Below are 17,493 nucleotides of genomic sequence, written 5' to 3'. Positions count from 1 at the left end.
CAGGAGTATAATCAAGCTCAAGCCCAAGAATGGAGTTTGCATTGCTTCGGATATAGTAATCATGAAAAATCATGGCAGGATTGAGGATTCTTAGGTCAATCAGGTTCTCCTTGCTCTGGTACATGATGCTCTCAGTCAAGGTAAGCCCTACCTTGTCTTGAAGAACCCTCCATTCCAGACGATGGGACATGAACATGTAGATGCCGTTCAAGGCTGTCCCTTGTCCGTCCCCTTCAGTAGGACCATCATTCTGGGTGTTGTAATAAACAGGCACTTCTACAATATCACCTGTATCAGGGTCTTTGTAATAACCTACACCAGACTGCACCTTATCATAGTAATGTAATGGATGAGGAAAGAACGATGTCACAAAGGTGTACTTGAATTTATCACTGAAGGTGGTCACACGTGCCATGTTATGGTATTTGAAGGAATCGCTTACCATGAGGTTGCCTGTGTGTCCTGCTCCCCAACTCAGTCTGTCTCGACCTAGCTGAAGACTCCAATAATCCCCTCCTGTTGCAACAAAGGCACGATAAGGCATGTTGAAGTCAAGGTCAGGCATTAGAGAAGGAGGAACCATGGGAATATTTGTAGCAAATGTGGTAGTGCCAAATCCGTTTTCCAATGTATAGGTATTCCCTACACTCAACTCAGAATAACCATAGAAGGATCCTGCAGGCCATGTTTCCAAACTTATCGTGAGAAGAGGCTTGTGGTGAATCGAGTCATAGTTCCAAGAATCTCTTCCTGTGAATTCTGTGGTATCGGAGTGGGTATAGGTTTCCAAGGTTGCGTCAAAGCCCCAACTCAGGCCAACACCCTTCCCTTGGGTCTTAGGCTCAATGCCGAGGACTCTCTGAACGTACTCATAGGTTTGTTTCATCGAGCCTTGCAACTCCGATGTCCTGATTTTCTCGACCATCAGGAAAAACTCTGCCTGACTGTAAGGGCCAGTGGTTGAGGGAAGGGATAGCCCTTGGTGGATATAGAGCGTCTCGATTGCATCATAGACATCGCTATCGAGACTGAATATCTTTTGTTGGTTTACCGCCCCGAAAATTGAGGATGACAACAGGGAAACTACCAGAAACAACTTCAGAGTACGATTTACACGCATGATATGAACTCCTGTTATTTGTATGTTTATAACAAGTTCAAGTATACCAAGAGAGGTGCCAAAATGGCACCCCAAATGGTAAAAATCAATACGCAAGTTAGCTAGATATCCGTCAGCAACAAAGTAAGGTCATCGGTAACAACCTCTTCCTCCAGATCAACTGCGGTGACAGCATAGGTTGGTGGCTCATAGTTTTCCAACCATAGTGATTGATCAGCTTCGGGATTGGCAACCAACGTTGGAATAGAAAGGAGAACCATCTCCTGCATCAAGGGAACCTTGAAAGTCCTTTCAATTGTATACTCTTCCCAGTTGGGGTCTGTATAGATGATGGTTACAGAATGCTTCTGTCCTGTCACTTCTTCCTTGTCACGATCACGAGCAGCAAGCTCCATGGGCTCTAGGTTGTTTATCTGGACTTCCACCAACTGCAACGCATTGATCTCCTTCCCTCCAACTGTGACGGTTTTGTTGTCGAGCAAGATTGTGTGCTGTTTACCAATGAAGAACAAGAATACAGCAAACACAAGAATAATAAAAATTGCAATTGAGCGAAACCAAAAGGTTCTATTGAGGGTTATTTTCATTTGATACCCTCCTGATCAGCTGCAAGCTGCATACCAGCGTAATGCTGGTCCCGTTTCTTCCGTACTTCGTAGAGAACCAGTGAAATAGTAATGACACCGTAGGAAACAAATACACGGAAGTACTCACCAAGCTGTGCTTGCCCAATCAAGTTCTTTCCAGCCATGGGGCTGACAACGAACATCAGGTGGAACAAAATAACTCCTAAGAATACATTGCGTATGTTTGCCTTACTGACTGATGCCCCGCCAACAAGAAGGGCAGCAACACTGAACATGCCTATCTGCATATGGCTATTGTAGGTGTTCAATGTTCCAATATTCTGGAGATAAAGAATCATCCCGTAACCAGCGAAAACCGTGGAAATGACGATTGATACGATACGAGTATGCTCAACCTTGATACCTGCAGCTCTAGCTACTTCCAGATCCTGTCCGACGGCACGCATATCCTGCCCAAGCTTGGTTTTCTTGAACCAGAGGATGAATAAACAAAGGACAGCTATAACAAACAAGGTCGCCAAAGGGATAGGAATCCCAAAAGGACGGATGAGAAGAAGATCATCAAGGGATCTCCTAATACCAATCAAATTAACGGTATTGCGGATACCATACCCACGGGGAAGCAATAGTGAATTGCTTCTTATCGGTATGACTACACCCATTCCATAGAGAACAACAAGCTGATAGATGCCATTCATGAAGAAGCCGATGATATAACTTGTCACCATCTCACGACCTCGTGCCATGTTCAAGATTTTTCCACACCACCATCCAAGTATGACGGAGATCGGGGTTGAGATGATCATAGCCAGAATAATGCCTGGTATCCCAACGATACCCCAGTCACTGATCAGGATGAGTCCAAGCTGTCCTGCCATTGCACCAAGGGTCATACCAAAGTTCAATCCCATACCAGCAAGGATGGGGATTAGGAGGCTGACAATCAGGAAAGAGTTTCGTGAGATTCTGATTACAATTTCACTTACAAGATAGTTTGCAGAATAACCACTGAGAGGAATACCAAACGCACATATCACCAAGAACAGGATAGGAACGGTATTGTTTCCCATAATACGGAGAAGTTTTTGTTTTTTTGTCATCTGGAGTGTCATCGTATCACCTCCGTTTTTCTGGTCAAGGCGTATAGAATCATACCATTGGATACGACAATTCTGATAACCTCACTCATATCTGTATGAATCATGGAATTCATTACAGAAGGGGTCATTGTCACAATACCTTGGAAGAGGAATGTACCAATTACTACGTTCAGGATGGAAGCCTTATTAACTGAAGCTCCTCCAATCAAGATTGCAGATACTGCAGGGAGCGCCATGTAGAACGGTCCCATATAGAGCTGGATGAACCCAAAGCTCTGCTGATATACCAGAATACCGATAGCACCAAGCCAGGTGGACATGATTACACTCAATGTCCTGACCTTATCCACATTGATACCGCTCGCTCGAGCAAAGACTGAGTTTGAACCAACTGCGGTCATGGCAGTACCGGTCTTGGTATGCAAGAATGCCCAAATGATAAATGCCAGGAGCCCAAAGAACAACAACATTCCAGTAGGAATGATTAGATGGTCGGTCAACTGGATGGACAAGAAGTCATTGAGAACATGCAGGTAATATCCCTCCGTGGAAATAGTGGTACGCAAACCTGTTCCGCTATACCCCCAAACCATGGTTGGGTTATCGAAAGGGAGCAACAACCACATGATACACATGAATGCAACACTGGAAAATCCAACATAGGTTGCAATCATCATCTCTCCACCCTTAACTCGATTGAGCAATTGTCCATAACCCCAACCAAGAATGACGGCAAATGGAGTTGCAAACAGGATTGCCAGCAGAAAGGAGGTTGGTCCTGGGATATTCACCTGGAGCGAGATGGTTGCACCCAACAGCCCTGCGATGATTCCCAAGGGAAGCCCAAAATTCAATCCACAGCCACTGTGAATCATGGGCACCATTGCCAGTACCATTACTGCATTCATGCCAAAGCGATTAAAGGTATCTGAGAGACTTGTCCCAATGTTTACCCCTACAAAGGGAGCTGTAATAAAAAGCGACAAGAGGAACAACCCAATAATGATTCGGGGCAATCCAAATGATTTAACGAGACCTTTGACCGAAGAAGTCAGCTGCTGCAGATTCATACGCTCCCTCCTTCCAGTACCTGGCTCTGCTGCCCAATCATCAGGAGACCAAACTCCGCACTATCGGTGGTAGCGGGCAAGACACCGAATACCTTCCCATCACTAATTATGGCAATCCGATCGCAAATTGCTCTCAACTCTTCCAATTCACTAGATATCATCACAATTGTCGTTCCATTTTCCTCATTGTATTTTCTGAGAGCTTTCAGAACCAGAGATTTAGCCCCAATATCGATACCTCGCGTAGGTTCTGAAACAAAGAGCAGTTTTGGACCTACTGCAAAAGCCTTTGCAAGGCAGACTTTCTGTTGATTCCCTCCAGAAAGTTCTTTTGCCCTCTGCTTGGTACTGGTACAACGGATTTCAAGCTGTTTCACATAGGACACTGTTTCTTTTTCGATTGCAGCTTGGTCACGCCATTTAATCAACCCTCCAAGATACCGTTTTAGATACTTGTCCAAAATCTGCATAGCAGTAAAGGAGATATTCCACTCCAAACTCTCATCGAGCAACAATCCCACCCCACGGCGATCTTCACTCACAAAGGCCATTCCAGCATCCAAAAAGTTTCTGGGATTGTCCAATGCAATCTCCTTGCCTTCAAAGATGACTTTTCCACCTGCGGGAAAGAGACCCATGGCCCCATTGGGAATACCAAGTTTTCCTTGCCCAGCCATACCTCCAATCCCAAGGATTTCTCCCTTATGGACATCCAAGGATACATCCCTGACAATCTCACCAGGCATATCCACCCAGAGGTTCTGCAGTGAGAGCAAAACAGGGGTGTTTTCGTAATCAAATCCTCTCGATTCCCTCTTTGAACTACCCACATCGCGGCCTACCATCCAACGAGCGATATCAGCAATTACAACTCCTTGGGAAGGTACTGTCTTGATGATCTGACCATCACGCATAACCATGATGGTGTTGCAAACGTCAATGATTTCCTGCAAACGATGGCTGATAAAGATGATGGAGATGCCACTTTCACTCAATAGCCGCATTGCCTTAAGCAGGCTGTCTGCTTCCTGTTCCGATAGTACTGCCGTTGGTTCATCAAGCACCAACAACTTGATTCCTTCGGCAACATCCGTTGCTTCCTTGCTCAACTCACGCGCAATCTCAGTAAACTGCTTATGCCCAACCGGCATCTGGGAAACCATCATATCCTTGTCCAAGGGAACATTAAGCCTCTCTATTGCACGCTCGGAAATCCTGTCCATTTGCTCACGATCGAGAATATTCAAGCGTTCCCCGAACAGCTCGGAGAAAACAGTATATTTCAATGGTTCCCGATTCAGCAGAATGTTTTCGGTAGCAGTAAAATCAGGCAAGAGTGAAAACTCTTGGTGTACCATCCCAATTCCTTTTGCGAGAGCATCAATCGGAGAAGAAAATTGCACCTTTTCCCCATTGATCATGACATCCCCACCATAGCCACCAGTCTGATGAATCTCGTCCATTCCAAAGAGAATTTTCATCAACGTGGACTTTCCGGCTCCATTTTCTCCTACCAATCCTAAAATTTCTCCCTTCTTGAGAGAGAAATTGATGTCGGTGAGTACTTTGTTTCCGAAAAAATCCTTGCTGATGTGCTTCATCTCCAGCAAAGGTATTTCGTTTTCATGCATCTCTGTTTTATCCTTCAAAACTTGGTTATGACTCTTGTCTGCCCAAACAACAGTCATAGCCACGTTGTCATTGCGTTTAAAACCAATCGCTGCAAAGGGGGAGAGCACCACTCTCCCCCTGTATTTCGATTACATCACCTTATTTGATGGCAAAATACTTCTCAGGAACAATCAATTCTGCGTTACCCATGTAACCCTTACCCATCATATAGGTATCTTGGTAGATAAGAACATGGTTTTTTGCACGAACGCCAGTGTTGACGTCGGTGTAGAAAGAACCATTCCACTTAGCACCAGGTGTATACTTACCATAGGCTTTCATCAGATCGGAAAGCTTGAGCAATTCACTCTCACCGTTAAGAACGTTGATAGCATGCTGGCCAAGACCGGCAGTGGTGGTATAACCATAGGAGTATGCCCAGGTTCCGAAACGGCCTGCGCCACCTTTCTCAACGACAGAAGCCTCAACCTTCTCAAGGATTGCCTTGAAATCACCAGCTTCAGCAGAGAGGTCAATGCCCAATGCACCAGGATACCCCATGAGAGGACTTGGCAGGTCAGCTTCGATGAAGTAACCACCGTAGGTCATCAGTTGCTTGAGCAATGGCTCGGTGTGGGCATCGTTTGTGCAGAAGAAAGCTGCATTCTGGCCATATGCTTCAATCCAAGCGGGGACTTTTTCGAGAATGTACTGCTGAGCACCAGCAACACCTACATCAGAAGTCGGATCGGGAGCGGTTTCCATGACAAATTCCATTCCAAATTCTTCACAAGTAGCACGCATAATTGCAACACGGCGACTCATAGTCTCATAGCTGAGGTGTCTTGGGAATGAGATGTGCACGAATGTGTCACAACCGAGTTCGTGAGCAGTTCGGATAATCAAGTATCCACGAGCAACAAAGTCGTTGTTGACGGCAAGGTCTGCTGCACTCTGGATAACACCTGGATCCTCATGGGCTTCACCAGCGATGGTGAGGATGTCAGGTCTTCTTTCCTTGATTCGGCGGAAAGCCTCAGTAGTCCCAGGGATTGCCTGATTTACAATGATAGCTTTCATCTTTGGATCATCAGCAAGACCACTGATAACGCTAATAGTAGTCTCAGCTTCATCCATGAAGTTATCAGGATAGGTAACGTGTTGGATTTTTCCACCATCATTCACTGAACCATACTCTTCCATAAGACGCTCTGCACCACGCAGATCATCCTCTGACTGGGATACAGTGCCGGTTACGATACCAATGTGGAAATCATCTGCAGCAGGTGCTGCAGCCGCTTCCTGTGCACCTTGAGCAAAAAGGAACCCTGATGTTAACAGAACACAAAGAATGAGCGCTAAAGTCTTTTTCATTTCTTCTTCTCTCCTTAATCGGAATTTTTCCTAGTCTTAATAATACGGAGAAGATGGGCTCAGCGCAAGAAAAGATTGTTTATTTATACAAGTTTCTGTAAATTTTCTGCATAGATATGAAAAATCACACACTTTTTAGGTGCGTCCTTGGCCAATTTATCATATTTGGCTACTACTATTTTGTTGCCTGCTGCCTTCTCAATTCATAGAGAAGTATTCCCGTAGCAACGGAAACATTCAAGGAATCAATGTGCCCAGTCATTGGTATAGTGACCATATGGTCGCAGAGCCGCTGGGTAAGTTGCCCAATTCCTTTTCCTTCATTCCCCATTACCACCACGGTTCTATTAGGAAATGTCGTCTTGTATACTGCCTGCCCATCCATGGCAGCACCGTATACCCAGAACCCTTGACTCTTCAAGTACTCAATTTCACGGTTGATGTTTGTCACCTGCGCCATGGGTACATAATGTGCCGCCCCAGAAGATACTTTGATGACCGTGCTGTTTGCATGGGCACTCCGTCTGTCAGGAAGTACAACCAGGGATACAGAGAACTGATCTGCTGAGCGAAGGATGGCTCCTAGGTTCTGAGGGTCGGTTATCTCATCAAGTACCAGGACCAGTGCACTGTCATCATCCTTAAGATTCTTGCAAAAGTCTTTCACTGAAAGATTTTGTACCTTGCCACCCAACTCCTGTGCAGAACTGACAAGATCCAGCACAACACCCCGATGGTCTGCCTGGCCCACCATCCGGTCCATTTCAACCTTTGCAATCTTCTTGACCACGACTTTCGAGCTCAGTCGAGCTTGTCTTTCCAAATCTTGGGTATGCCCACCCATTCCTCTGGCGATGTAGAGTACCGAGCCTGAGGAAGCTTTCTTCAGGCCCTCTTCTATGGCATGAAAGCCAATTATTTTCTCACCCATGTAATGCTCCTATGCATTACGCGATAAAAAGGCTACCAACCATGGCAGCCCGATTCATTACGCGTCGAAAGGAACTGGATTGGGAGACTCATCCTCGCCCAATGCAGCACTTAATTCCTGCATCAACTTCTTCGCCTTCATCCCCAATCGCTTGGGAATCTGGACCTGTAGCTTGATGTACATGTCACCCCGGTCAGTCGTATTGAGCTTGGTTACTCCCCGACCTTTTACTCGTAGCATTTTTCCACTCTGGATACCAGAAGGAATATTCACCTTGATGGAATGCCCATCAATGGTAGGAACTTTTATCTCTCCGCCCAAAGATGCCTGCGTTATCGAGATAGGTATCTGGCAGTAAAGATCATATTCCTGTCGGACAAAGTACTTATGGGGTTTGACATTGATGTACACGTACAAATCCCCGGCAGGACCTCCATTAAGACCTGCATCCCCCATTCCTCTAAGAACCACTCTGCTACCGGTATCAACACCAGCAGGAATGGAGACTTTCACCTTCTGTTGCTTTCTCTTCAATCCAGTGCCATGACAGGATGAACAGGGATTTTCAATGACATGCCCACTACCGCCACAAGTAGGACAGGTACTGGCGATTGCAAAGAATCCACTGTTTCGCCTCACTTGTCCCGAACCATTACAAGTTGGACAAACCTTGGTTCCAGAACCACCTTCACTCCCACTTCCATGACAGACATCACACGCTACTTGATGGGAATACGCAACTTCAATCTTCGTGCCAAAAACAGCATCCTTAAAATCGATATCCACATCATACCTGAGGGATGAACCTGCTTCCGGGCCTCTCTGGCCGCCCCGACCTTGAGATCTTCCACCACCACCCCCGAAGAAGGAGCTGAAGATATCCTCAAAGCCACCGCCACCGAAACCATTGCCAAAGATATCACTGAAATCGCGGTATACATTGGAGTAGTCATGGCTACCACCATTGGCGCCATCAACTCCCGCAAAACCGTATTGATCGTACATTTTGCGTTTCTTCTCATCACCTAGGACATCATAAGCCTCAGTCGCTTCCTTGAAGCGATCCTCTGCTGCCTTGTCCCCTGGATTGCGGTCTGGGTGATTGGCAATTGCCAGTTTGCGATATGCCTTTTTAATTTCGTCTAGTGTTGCAGTCTTTCCAACTCCAAGCACTTCATAATAATCACGTTTCGCCACGGTGCGACTTCCTTAGAACAGATTGGCTTTAAAACATCATGTCGGCCGAAGCCGACATGATGGTAACCGTTTGACTATAGTACCTTGTAATCGACTCCTTAGTCTACGACCTCAAAGTCGGCATCTTCAACGCCGTCCTTGGGCTTTTCTGTCTCCCCGGTTGATCCCTGGGAGGCAGTATCCTGTGCTTGTCCTTCAGCACCCTCAGCGCCAGAGGCAGCACTCTGCTTATAGACTTCTTCAGCCAGCTTGTATGAAGCTTGCTGCAAGGCTTCAACTTTGGCCTTGATCTCTTCTGCAGTTGCACTCTGGTTGTCCATGACACCCTTGAGGTCTGCAACAGCACTTTCAATGGTAGCCTTATCCGCACTGCTGATCTTGTCACCATAATCCTTAAGGGACTTCTCGGTGGAGTAGATCAGGCTGTCAGCTTCATTACGGGCATCGATGCGAGCACGTTCTCTCTTGTCCTCTTCAGCGTGAGCCTCAGCTTCCTTGACCATCTTGTTGATCTCTTCTTCAGTCAAGCCGCTGGAGGATTCGATGCGTATCTTCTGCTCCTTACCGGTACCCAGATCCTTAGCAGATACATGGACAATACCGTTGGCATCGATGTCGAAGGTAACCTCAATCTGCGGCACTCCACGAGGGGCTGCAGGAATACCAACCAAATCGAACTTTCCAAGTGTCCTGTTCTGGCTGGCCATCTCGCGCTCACCCTGTAGAACATGAATGCTTACAGCAGTCTGCCCATCAGCAGCAGTACTGAAGATCTGGCTCTTCCGGGTTGGGATAGTTGTATTCCTCTCGATCAGACGAGTGCAAACACCACCAAGGGTTTCAATACCCAAGGAGAGCGGGGTAACATCGAGCAGAAGCACATCCTTCACAGAACCACCGAGAATACCACCCTGAATGGCAGCGCCCATTGCAACTACTTCATCTGGGTTTACACCCTTGTGGGGCTCCTTCTTGAACAGCTCACGAACCAGAGCCTGTACTGCAGGAATTCTTGTAGATCCACCAACCAGGATGACCTCATCAATATCAGCAGCGGTCAAGCCTGCATCACGAAGTGCATTCTGGACGGGCACTTTTGAACGTTCCACCAAATCGGCAACCAGCTGCTCAAACTTTGAACGGGTCAATGTCATCTGCAGGTGTTTCGGCCCACTGCTGTCAGCGGTAATGAACGGCAAGTTGATATCGGTGCTGGTCGAGTTGGAAAGCTCAATCTTTGCTTTCTCTGCTGACTCTCTCAGTCTCTGCAAAGCCATCTTGTCAGCTGACAGGTCAATCCCATTGGATTTCTTGAACTCACCGACAATCCAGTCAATGATTCGCTGGTCAAAGTCATCACCACCAAGGTGGGTATCACCATTTGTGGATTTTACTTCAAAAACACCATCTCCAAGCTCAAGAATGGAGATATCAAAGGTACCGCCACCGAGGTCGTAGACGGCAATTTTCTCCTCACGATTAGCGTCCTTGCCCAAGCCATAAGCCAAAGCAGCTGCGGTGGGCTCATTCACGATGCGCTTCACATCAAGCCCAGCAATCTTACCGGCATCCTTGGTAGCCTGTCTCTGGGCATCATTGAAGTATGCAGGGACGGTGATAACGGCTTCAGTAACCGGTTCACCAAGATAGTCCTCAGCTGTCTTCTTCATCTTCTGCAATATTGCTGCAGAAATTTCCTGGGGAGAGAAAGACTCTCCACGGATTTCAACTTTTATTTCATCGTTGCTTCCAGCGGTTACCTTATAGGAGACCTTCTGGAGTTCAGAAGGAACTTCACGGTACTTTCTACCCATGAAGCGCTTGATGGAATACACGGTATTCTCAGCATTGGTAACAATCTGGTTCTTGGCAGGCTGCCCAACCAGGCGGTCTCCCTTTGCGGTAAATCCAACAACACTAGGGGTTGTCCGCTGACCTTCGCTGTTAGCGATGACCACGGGATCATTTCCTTCCATTACTGCTACGCAGCTATTGGTAGTCCCCAAGTCAATTCCAATAATTCTTCCCATGTTATATCTCTCCTCTCCAAATTAACTATCAAATATTCAATACGGGTTTCTTACCCGTGAACCAAAGGTACTCATACCGCATCCAATCGTCAAACATTTGGTTTGCCAACTTTTACCTTTGCAGGTCGGAGCACCCGGCCGTGTAACTTATATCCAACTGCGTACTCTTCCAGTACCACTTCGTGTTCCAAGGAATCATCAACAACCATTTGATAAGCCTCATGCTCAATTGGGTCAAACTCCTTTCCTACAGATTCAATTTTCTGCAATCCCCAGTTCTTTTCCAGGGTGGAATAGAGCTGACTATTAACCATGACCACACCATCATGCACTTTCTCATAGTCCTTTGTAGCCTCTGCTGCCTGAAGAGCTCGACCAAGGTCATCCAGCGGTTGAAGAAGGTCCTTGATCAGGTTTTCATTCGCAAACTTTACAGTCTCTTCCTTATCGCGGAGAAGACGTTTCCTATAATTATCAAGATCAGCACGGTCACGAAGCATTTGATCCTTCAAAGAGGCGGCTTCTTCCTGTGCAGCAGCAAGCTGCTCCTTCAATCGCACGATTTCCAACTCCTTCTGTTCCACTTCAGACATTTCCTGCACTTCTTGTTCTTGTACAGGCTGATTTTCACTCTCTTGAGTGTGAAGTTCCTTTTTCTCTTCTGAATCAACAGCAGGTTTTGCACTCTTGGACTTGCTTTCTTTCTGTTTCTTTTCCATTCTATTCCTCGATTTCCCATATGCCAGCGAAAGATGCGGGCACATGTCTATTCACAAGCCCAACATGCAATTGCTTGCATATGCCAGGCCGTAGCTTTTAATAGTGTATAGCGTAAAGAGTAGCCCACCCCTTGGGCTTGCCGATAACATACTCACACCGATGTGCAAGCGTCAAGTAGTTTTATCGTCTTCGTCATCCAAAGAGATTTCTTCCTCATCTCCATCAGGGACAAATTCAACCCAAGGAGGATGGTCATCCCCTACCTCTGCTTCATCCTCTGCAATCCGATTCCCAGAAACTGCTTGTTCCTGTTCCAGGGAAGCAAGTTCTTCCTGTTTGGTTTGCAGAGTTTGTTCAACGTTGTGTAAAGCTTCTTGCTTCTCAGTGAGTTGTAAGGTAAGCGCTGCAAAAGAAGCAGCCAAAAGCTCTTTTGCTTGGCGCTCTTCTGCATTTTCGGAAGCCAATGCTTTATGATTCCTCTTCATCTCCCCCAGCGTTTCCTGCAGTGCAGCAGCCTCGCCCCTGAGATGGAGAATAATCTGCTGGAGCTCCTCTTGCTTACGCCCATTCCTGCGCAAATTCTCCGTTGCTTGGTCATGTTGCTCACAGAGTTGCTGGATTTCATCACTGAACACATGCAAACTGTCGTACTCTTGCTGTTCCAGTTTTTGGCTCATCATTTGAGCCTGTTCCATTCGTTGTTGCAACTCCTCCAGATACGAGGAGACCGTATGAATCATGGTCTGGAACGCTTGGTCTGTCTTGGCTATGGTATGGGCGAACACAACTTCCATATCATGGTCACATTGCTGGCTGAATTGGGAGAGGGTTTCAGTAATACGGCTCTTTACCTCCTCAATCAAGGAAAGGAGGTTCTCTTTTTCAGTCCTGAAGTATTGTTGGGTCTCTGTCTTGATAGACTCGTATTGGCTCTTCTGTTCATTCAAATCCTGGAAAGCCTGTTCTCTCATCGCTTCCAATTCATGTCTGCTGTTGGCAATTATCTGCTCTGCATCGTCACCGATTTGTCTGATCTTTGCCAATTGAGAAGTCAGGATTGAAAGAGAATCGGCCTCATTGCTTTTCAGCGTCTCTGCATGGGCCGCCACACGACTCTGGTTCTGCCGCTCCACTTCCTGGACCTCAGCTTCATACACCTGTAGCTTTGCATAGGATGAATCAAGAAGCTGTTTTACCTTCAACTGTTGTTGGCTGATTGAGTCACTCCCCTCTTCAACTGCCTCCTGGAGCATCAGCTTGAAAGCCTCTATACGTTCATCAAAATGGCTGATTGTTGCATCAACTGCTTCAATACGCTGAATTTCTTGTTTTGTGTGCTCGATACGGGCTTCCACTTGTGCTGTGGTGGTTCCTAGCTTGGTGAGAGAGTCCCGGTAGGTATTGAGCACCCCCTGTAGTCTGGTGAGATCGTCACTTCTTGCCTCAAGGTCTGTCATCTGGGTTTCTATCCTAAGGAGCATCTGGTTGGCAGCATCAATTCGGTGATTGATCCGCTCCTCCACTTGCTGGGAGGTGTCTTTGAATTGATTACGGGAGGCTTCCAGTTCCCGGGAAAACTGCCCTACTTTCTGTTTCATGAGATCCAGACGGCGGTCACGCTTATCTTCTACACGAAGCATGTAGATGATAATAAGCGTGATGATAAACAGGATTACCGGAAGCAAAAGCTCGAGTCCCATCGAAAAAACCTCCTACCAGAACATCCTCAGAGTACCAGAGAAGCAAACTCCTTCCAAGAGCTCACCACCAAGTCCGCTTCAGGGAAGCTCTTGTGGGTATCCTTGGTTATCAGGCAGGAATGCATCCCTGCCTGTTTTGCACCACGGCAATCCTTGGTGTAACTGTCGCCCATATAGAGCACTTGGCTGGGATTCTCCTGCAAGCAATCAAGCAAGAAGAAAAATGCTTTTACACTTGGTTTCAAATAGCCGCTTTCCTCACTGCTGTGGGCATCGTCTACCAACCCATCAATACCAAGGGTCTGCAACTTACCAGCCATGGGAAAATCACTGAAAACCGCAATCTTCACACCTTGTGAATGTACTTGCTCAAGCGTCTCAACCATTGCCGGGTACGCCTTGATACTCAAAAAAGAACGCTCCCAAGCCTGATAGAACTGTCTCTCAACAGCGGCCTTAACCTGATCAGCCGTCCGCCTTCCCCCCAAGCGGGACGCCACAAGCTGAGCCTGTCGATGTATCAAGCCTTCTCGATTTTCAGGAGAAGTAGGGTGCAGATCCTGCACCCTACGGTACTCCTTTCGTGCCCAGTTGAAAGCCATGGCAAGAGTAAGGGAAGGAAACAGGGAACGAACCATTCTTACATTGAGCATCCTCTTCGGATAGAGCGTACCATCAATATCGAGCGCGAGTACCTTGATACCCTTCTCTTGCAGATAGCCCATACTCAACCCCGTTTCTTGCCGGTGATACGCTTTGCCTGTTTTTCAATCCGTTTACGTGACTTGTCAACTGAAGCTACATTGCCTGGCTTGGTCACTTTTGGTTTTGCAAATGCTCTTCCACCAATATTACGCTTCACCTCGGTCTTTGGACCATCCACTACCGGTTTTTTGGGGCCTCTCATATGCAATGAGGGATTTCTCTTACGTTCACGGAGATCCACCTCAATGGGAATCTGGGTGAATCCCAGGTCTCGGCGAATACAGTTCTTCAAGTACTGGACATAAATCTGCGGGAAGTCCTTGATTCGGTTGACAAACATAAGGAACTTCACTGGGTTGGCACTGAACTGGGTACCGTAATAGACCTTATAGTGGCCCATACTGCCACGTGGGGGCTGATAGGCTTCTCCCCACTCCTTGATCGCCTCATTTAGCTGGGAAGTGTCAACACGCTTATTGAGTTGTTTCCATACGCCCCATACTGTATCGAGCAACTTGCCAATATCCTGCCCTTTGAGCGCGCTGATTGATGTGATGGGCGCAAAGCCAAGGATGGGGAACAGGAACCTGATCCTGTCCTTGATAGCCTGCAACTCGTTCCCGATTCCTGTGAGCAAGTCGATCTTATTCAATACCAAGATGATACCCTTGCCCCTACGTACTATAAGGTTGGCAATCTTCTTATCCTGGTCTGAGAGTCCCTCGATAGCATCCACCATCAACAACACTACATCAGCCTCATCGATGGTCTTGATGGCACGATTGACGGAGTAGTATTCCACATCCTCCTCAACCTTGCTCTTACGCCTGATACCTGCAGTATCAAGTACGGTAAAGTCACTACCCTTGTATGAGAAAGTTCCCATGACAACATCACGGGTAGTACCAGCAATATCACTGACAATTGAAACATCTGAACCTACCAAGAGGTTGGTAAGGGTGGATTTGCCTGTATTTGGCTTGCCCATAATGGCCAGCTTCACACGCTCGGCTTCTTCAGGGGCTTCTTCAAGGCTTACCATTTCCAGCATGCCAAGCAGGGAATCTTCCAGATCTTCAATGCCCAAACCGTGAGCTGCAGATATACCTACCACACGTTGGAATCCATACTGGTAGTACTCCCAGACAAAATCGTCACGCTTGGGGTCATCAACCTTGTTCACCACAAGCAATACTTTCTCACTGTATGGGCGCAATGCTTTCAGCAATTCTTCGTCCTCTGCCGTGACAGCAGTGCACTCCATCATAAAAATGATGGCATCACTTTGTGAAAGAAGGCCTAAACTCTTATTGGCGACCAGGTCATCAAACCCTTCTCGCTCAACCTTTACCCCGCCACTATCTACAAGTGTTACAGGATGGTTCCCAAGGTACCAGCGTTCAGGAATCAAGTCACGGGTAACCCCTGGGGTCGGATCGGTAATTGCCCGTCTTTTGCCGATCAAGCGATTGAACAATGTGGACTTACCCACATTGGGGCGGCCTACAATAGAGATAACCGGAATCTTTGCCGGTGAATCTTGTGTCTCAGATGGTGGTGAAATGATCGAATCGGTCATGCATCCACTCCCTTATAAACGTATTTATCGTGAGATATGAGTCCATTTCCAAGACCTGCTGTGCCAGTGTCCTCGCCTCTTCATAAGAGACCGAGCGCAAGATTTTTCGCACCTGCAGGAGGCTTTGGGACCCCATGCTCAATTCATCCAACCCCATACCGGCCAACAGCACGGAACAGAGAGGATCGGAAGCCATCTCCCCGCAGAGGCTTACCGGTATGTTGTTCTGGTGGGCTTTCTCTACAATCATGCGGATCGATCGCAGCACCCCGGGGTGAAATGGCTGATACAGGTAGGCTATCTTTTCATTACCCCGATCGACAGCAATGGTATACTGGATCAGGTCATTGGTTCCGATTGAGAAGAAGTCGACCTTCTTTGCCAAGATATCTGCACACAAGGCTGCAGACGGTACCTCGATCATGGTCCCAATTTTAATATCAGGGTCGAAGGGAATCTGCTCATTCCGGCAATCCTCCTTGACATGTTCAAGGAGATACAGGACCGCATTCAGCTCCTCGACCCCGCTGATCATTGGAAACATGATCTGCAACTTACCATATACGCTGGCGCGGAGCAATGCTCTCAGCTGTACGGTAAAAATATCCTTCCGGGAGAGGCAGAAACGTACAGCCCTCCACCCAAGTACAGGATTTTTCTCATCAATTCCGAGACCTTTCACAATCTTGTCACCACCGATGTCGATGGTACGGATGGTAACCGGTTTAGGAGAAACTGCTTCCAGGACATGTCTGTATGCCTCGAACTGCCGTTGTTCTGAAGGAAGTTCCAGGGACTCCATGAAAAGGAATTCTGAGCGGAACAATCCAACCCCACTCGCACCACTTTCCTTGACAGCATCGACCTCAATACTGGTCTGGATGTTTGCCTTCAGCAGTATGACATGCCCATCGGTCATCTCAGTGGGAAGGTCAACCATCTTCTTCAGTTCGTATTCATGTTCCTGCCAAAGGGCAAAACGCTCATCAAGCATCTGTGCAACATTCAAGTCAGGCCGTACATATACTTCCCCATACGATCCATCCAAAATGATCTCATCACCATCCTTTACATTTCTGGAAGCGGTACCAGTGGCAAGGACCGTAGGAATATTGAAGGCCCGTACAAGGATTGCCACATGACTTGCCCTGCCCCCCCCATCCAGGCTGATCCCAAGGATATGGGTCTTGTCCATGCTGAACAACTCGGAGGGCATGAGGAAATCAGCGACCAGGACCACGTCCTCATCAAGCGCTTCCAATGGGCGCTGTCCATCTCCCTTGACTGCAGCAATCAGATGGAGTGCGATATCCTTGAAATCGAGAGCTCGTTCACGCAGCAACTCATCCGTGGATTGCTCGAGCAGGCGTACCATCTCATTCGTTACAGAATCGATGGCCCATTGGCTACACACCAAGTTGGTCGTGATATATGCCTCGATCTGCCCGATATACTCGGGATCATCAAGCATCATCAAGTGGGTCTCAAGGATATCCTTCGATTCTTTGGAAATCTCGCCGGTGTTGTGTTCTTGCAGATGTGCTCTCGCCGTATTGACAGCTCCCCTGAATTTCTCAAGCTCTGCTGCCACGTCATCTGCAAGGATATGCCGTTTTTCTGCAGCACTTGCGGCGTTACGATGCACCAACGCCTTGCCCTTTGCGAGCCCCTCTGAAGCCGCTATACCCTTGTATATCCTCATATGTAATGTACTATACGGACTTTATGGTCAGATGTAAAGCTGGAAACCCTCCTACAGTTCTGGTAGA

General features: G+C 47.3%; 13 protein-coding genes and 1 pseudogene. All 14 read right to left on the bottom strand.

Annotation, left to right across the window (positions count from 1 at the left end; all coding sequences use genetic code 11):
* A pseudogene (locus AB7S66_RS02950) lies at positions 1 to 1,120 on the bottom strand (hypothetical protein); the annotation flags it as partial.
* A 101-nt stretch (positions 1,121 to 1,221) separates the two neighbouring features.
* The gene (locus tag AB7S66_RS02945) at positions 1,222 to 1,707 is read right to left on the bottom strand and encodes a DUF6672 family protein (RefSeq protein WP_428517897.1); all 486 of its coding nucleotides are present in this window, start codon (positions 1,705 to 1,707) and stop codon (positions 1,222 to 1,224) included.
* Positions 1,704 to 2,819, bottom strand: coding sequence for an ABC transporter permease (locus AB7S66_RS02940; RefSeq protein ID WP_428517896.1), 1,116 nt, complete (start codon positions 2,817 to 2,819; stop codon positions 1,704 to 1,706). Before AB7S66_RS02940 ends, AB7S66_RS02945 begins: the two co-directional genes overlap by 4 nt.
* Complete coding sequence (locus AB7S66_RS02935; RefSeq protein ID WP_428517895.1) at positions 2,816 to 3,877, bottom strand: ABC transporter permease subunit; 1,062 nt, start codon at positions 3,875 to 3,877, stop codon at positions 2,816 to 2,818. The genes AB7S66_RS02940 and AB7S66_RS02935 overlap by 4 nt, the downstream gene beginning before the upstream one ends.
* Positions 3,874 to 5,508 (bottom strand): sugar ABC transporter ATP-binding protein, encoded by a 1,635-nt coding sequence (locus AB7S66_RS02930; protein WP_428517893.1) that lies wholly within the window; start codon positions 5,506 to 5,508, stop codon positions 3,874 to 3,876. Before AB7S66_RS02930 ends, AB7S66_RS02935 begins: the two co-directional genes overlap by 4 nt.
* A gap of 139 nt (positions 5,509 to 5,647) precedes the next feature.
* Positions 5,648 to 6,862, bottom strand: a complete 1,215-nt coding sequence (locus tag AB7S66_RS02925; RefSeq protein WP_428517892.1) for a DUF3798 domain-containing protein — start codon at positions 6,860 to 6,862, stop codon at positions 5,648 to 5,650.
* Between the two features lie 175 nt (positions 6,863 to 7,037).
* Positions 7,038 to 7,793, bottom strand: a complete 756-nt coding sequence (rlmB, locus tag AB7S66_RS02920) for a 23S rRNA (guanosine(2251)-2'-O)-methyltransferase RlmB (RefSeq protein ID WP_428517891.1) — start codon at positions 7,791 to 7,793, stop codon at positions 7,038 to 7,040.
* A 57-nt stretch (positions 7,794 to 7,850) separates the two neighbouring features.
* Complete coding sequence (gene dnaJ, locus AB7S66_RS02915; RefSeq protein WP_428517890.1) at positions 7,851 to 8,990, bottom strand: molecular chaperone DnaJ; 1,140 nt, start codon at positions 8,988 to 8,990, stop codon at positions 7,851 to 7,853.
* A gap of 98 nt (positions 8,991 to 9,088) precedes the next feature.
* Positions 9,089 to 11,020: a molecular chaperone DnaK gene (gene dnaK, locus AB7S66_RS02910; protein WP_428517888.1), complete on the bottom strand. Its 1,932-nt coding sequence runs from the start codon at positions 11,018 to 11,020 to the stop codon at positions 9,089 to 9,091.
* Between the two features lie 89 nt (positions 11,021 to 11,109).
* A complete protein-coding gene (locus AB7S66_RS02905; protein WP_428517887.1) occupies positions 11,110 to 11,739 on the bottom strand; it encodes a nucleotide exchange factor GrpE in 630 nt (209 codons plus the stop codon).
* Between the two features lie 171 nt (positions 11,740 to 11,910).
* The gene (locus tag AB7S66_RS02900) at positions 11,911 to 13,440 is read right to left on the bottom strand and encodes a SpiroCoCo family coiled-coil protein (protein WP_428517885.1); all 1,530 of its coding nucleotides are present in this window, start codon (positions 13,438 to 13,440) and stop codon (positions 11,911 to 11,913) included.
* A 26-nt stretch (positions 13,441 to 13,466) separates the two neighbouring features.
* Positions 13,467 to 14,165 carry an HAD family hydrolase gene (locus AB7S66_RS02895; RefSeq protein ID WP_428517884.1) on the bottom strand — a complete coding sequence of 233 codons (699 nt, stop codon included), beginning with the start codon at positions 14,163 to 14,165 and terminating at the stop codon, positions 13,467 to 13,469.
* A 2-nt stretch (positions 14,166 to 14,167) separates the two neighbouring features.
* The gene (der, locus tag AB7S66_RS02890; protein WP_428517882.1) at positions 14,168 to 15,724 is read right to left on the bottom strand and encodes a ribosome biogenesis GTPase Der; all 1,557 of its coding nucleotides are present in this window, start codon (positions 15,722 to 15,724) and stop codon (positions 14,168 to 14,170) included.
* A complete protein-coding gene (gene ptsP / locus AB7S66_RS02885) occupies positions 15,693 to 17,426 on the bottom strand; it encodes a phosphoenolpyruvate--protein phosphotransferase (protein WP_428517881.1) in 1,734 nt (577 codons plus the stop codon). Before ptsP ends, der begins: the two co-directional genes overlap by 32 nt.
* Between the last annotated feature and the right edge of the window lie 67 nt (positions 17,427 to 17,493).

Source organism: Sphaerochaeta sp., from assembly GCF_050178175.1.
Taxonomy (GTDB): Bacteria; Spirochaetota; Spirochaetia; order Sphaerochaetales; family Sphaerochaetaceae; genus Sphaerochaeta.
This window is presented reverse-complemented; position numbering and strand designations above follow the sequence as displayed.

Excerpts from the sequence above, each read along its gene's own strand:
- AB7S66_RS02940 (WP_428517896.1), bottom strand. The coding sequence starts at position 2,819 with ATGACACTCCAGATGACAAAAAAACAAAAACTTCTCCGTATTATGGGA.
- AB7S66_RS02905 (WP_428517887.1), bottom strand. The coding sequence starts at position 11,739 with ATGGAAAAGAAACAGAAAGAAAGCAAGTCCAAGAGTGCAAAACCTGCT.
- AB7S66_RS02925 (WP_428517892.1), bottom strand. The coding sequence starts at position 6,862 with ATGAAAAAGACTTTAGCGCTCATTCTTTGTGTTCTGTTAACATCAGGG.
- AB7S66_RS02935 (WP_428517895.1), bottom strand. The coding sequence starts at position 3,877 with ATGAATCTGCAGCAGCTGACTTCTTCGGTCAAAGGTCTCGTTAAATCA.
- der (WP_428517882.1), bottom strand. The coding sequence starts at position 15,724 with ATGACCGATTCGATCATTTCACCACCATCTGAGACACAAGATTCACCG.
- AB7S66_RS02945 (WP_428517897.1), bottom strand. The coding sequence starts at position 1,707 with ATGAAAATAACCCTCAATAGAACCTTTTGGTTTCGCTCAATTGCAATT.
- AB7S66_RS02900 (WP_428517885.1), bottom strand. The coding sequence starts at position 13,440 with ATGGGACTCGAGCTTTTGCTTCCGGTAATCCTGTTTATCATCACGCTT.
- rlmB (WP_428517891.1), bottom strand. The coding sequence starts at position 7,793 with ATGGGTGAGAAAATAATTGGCTTTCATGCCATAGAAGAGGGCCTGAAG.
- AB7S66_RS02895 (WP_428517884.1), bottom strand. The coding sequence starts at position 14,165 with ATGGGCTATCTGCAAGAGAAGGGTATCAAGGTACTCGCGCTCGATATT.
- AB7S66_RS02930 (WP_428517893.1), bottom strand. The coding sequence starts at position 5,508 with ATGCATGAAAACGAAATACCTTTGCTGGAGATGAAGCACATCAGCAAG.
- ptsP (WP_428517881.1), bottom strand. The coding sequence starts at position 17,426 with ATGAGGATATACAAGGGTATAGCGGCTTCAGAGGGGCTCGCAAAGGGC.
- dnaK (WP_428517888.1), bottom strand. The coding sequence starts at position 11,020 with ATGGGAAGAATTATTGGAATTGACTTGGGGACTACCAATAGCTGCGTA.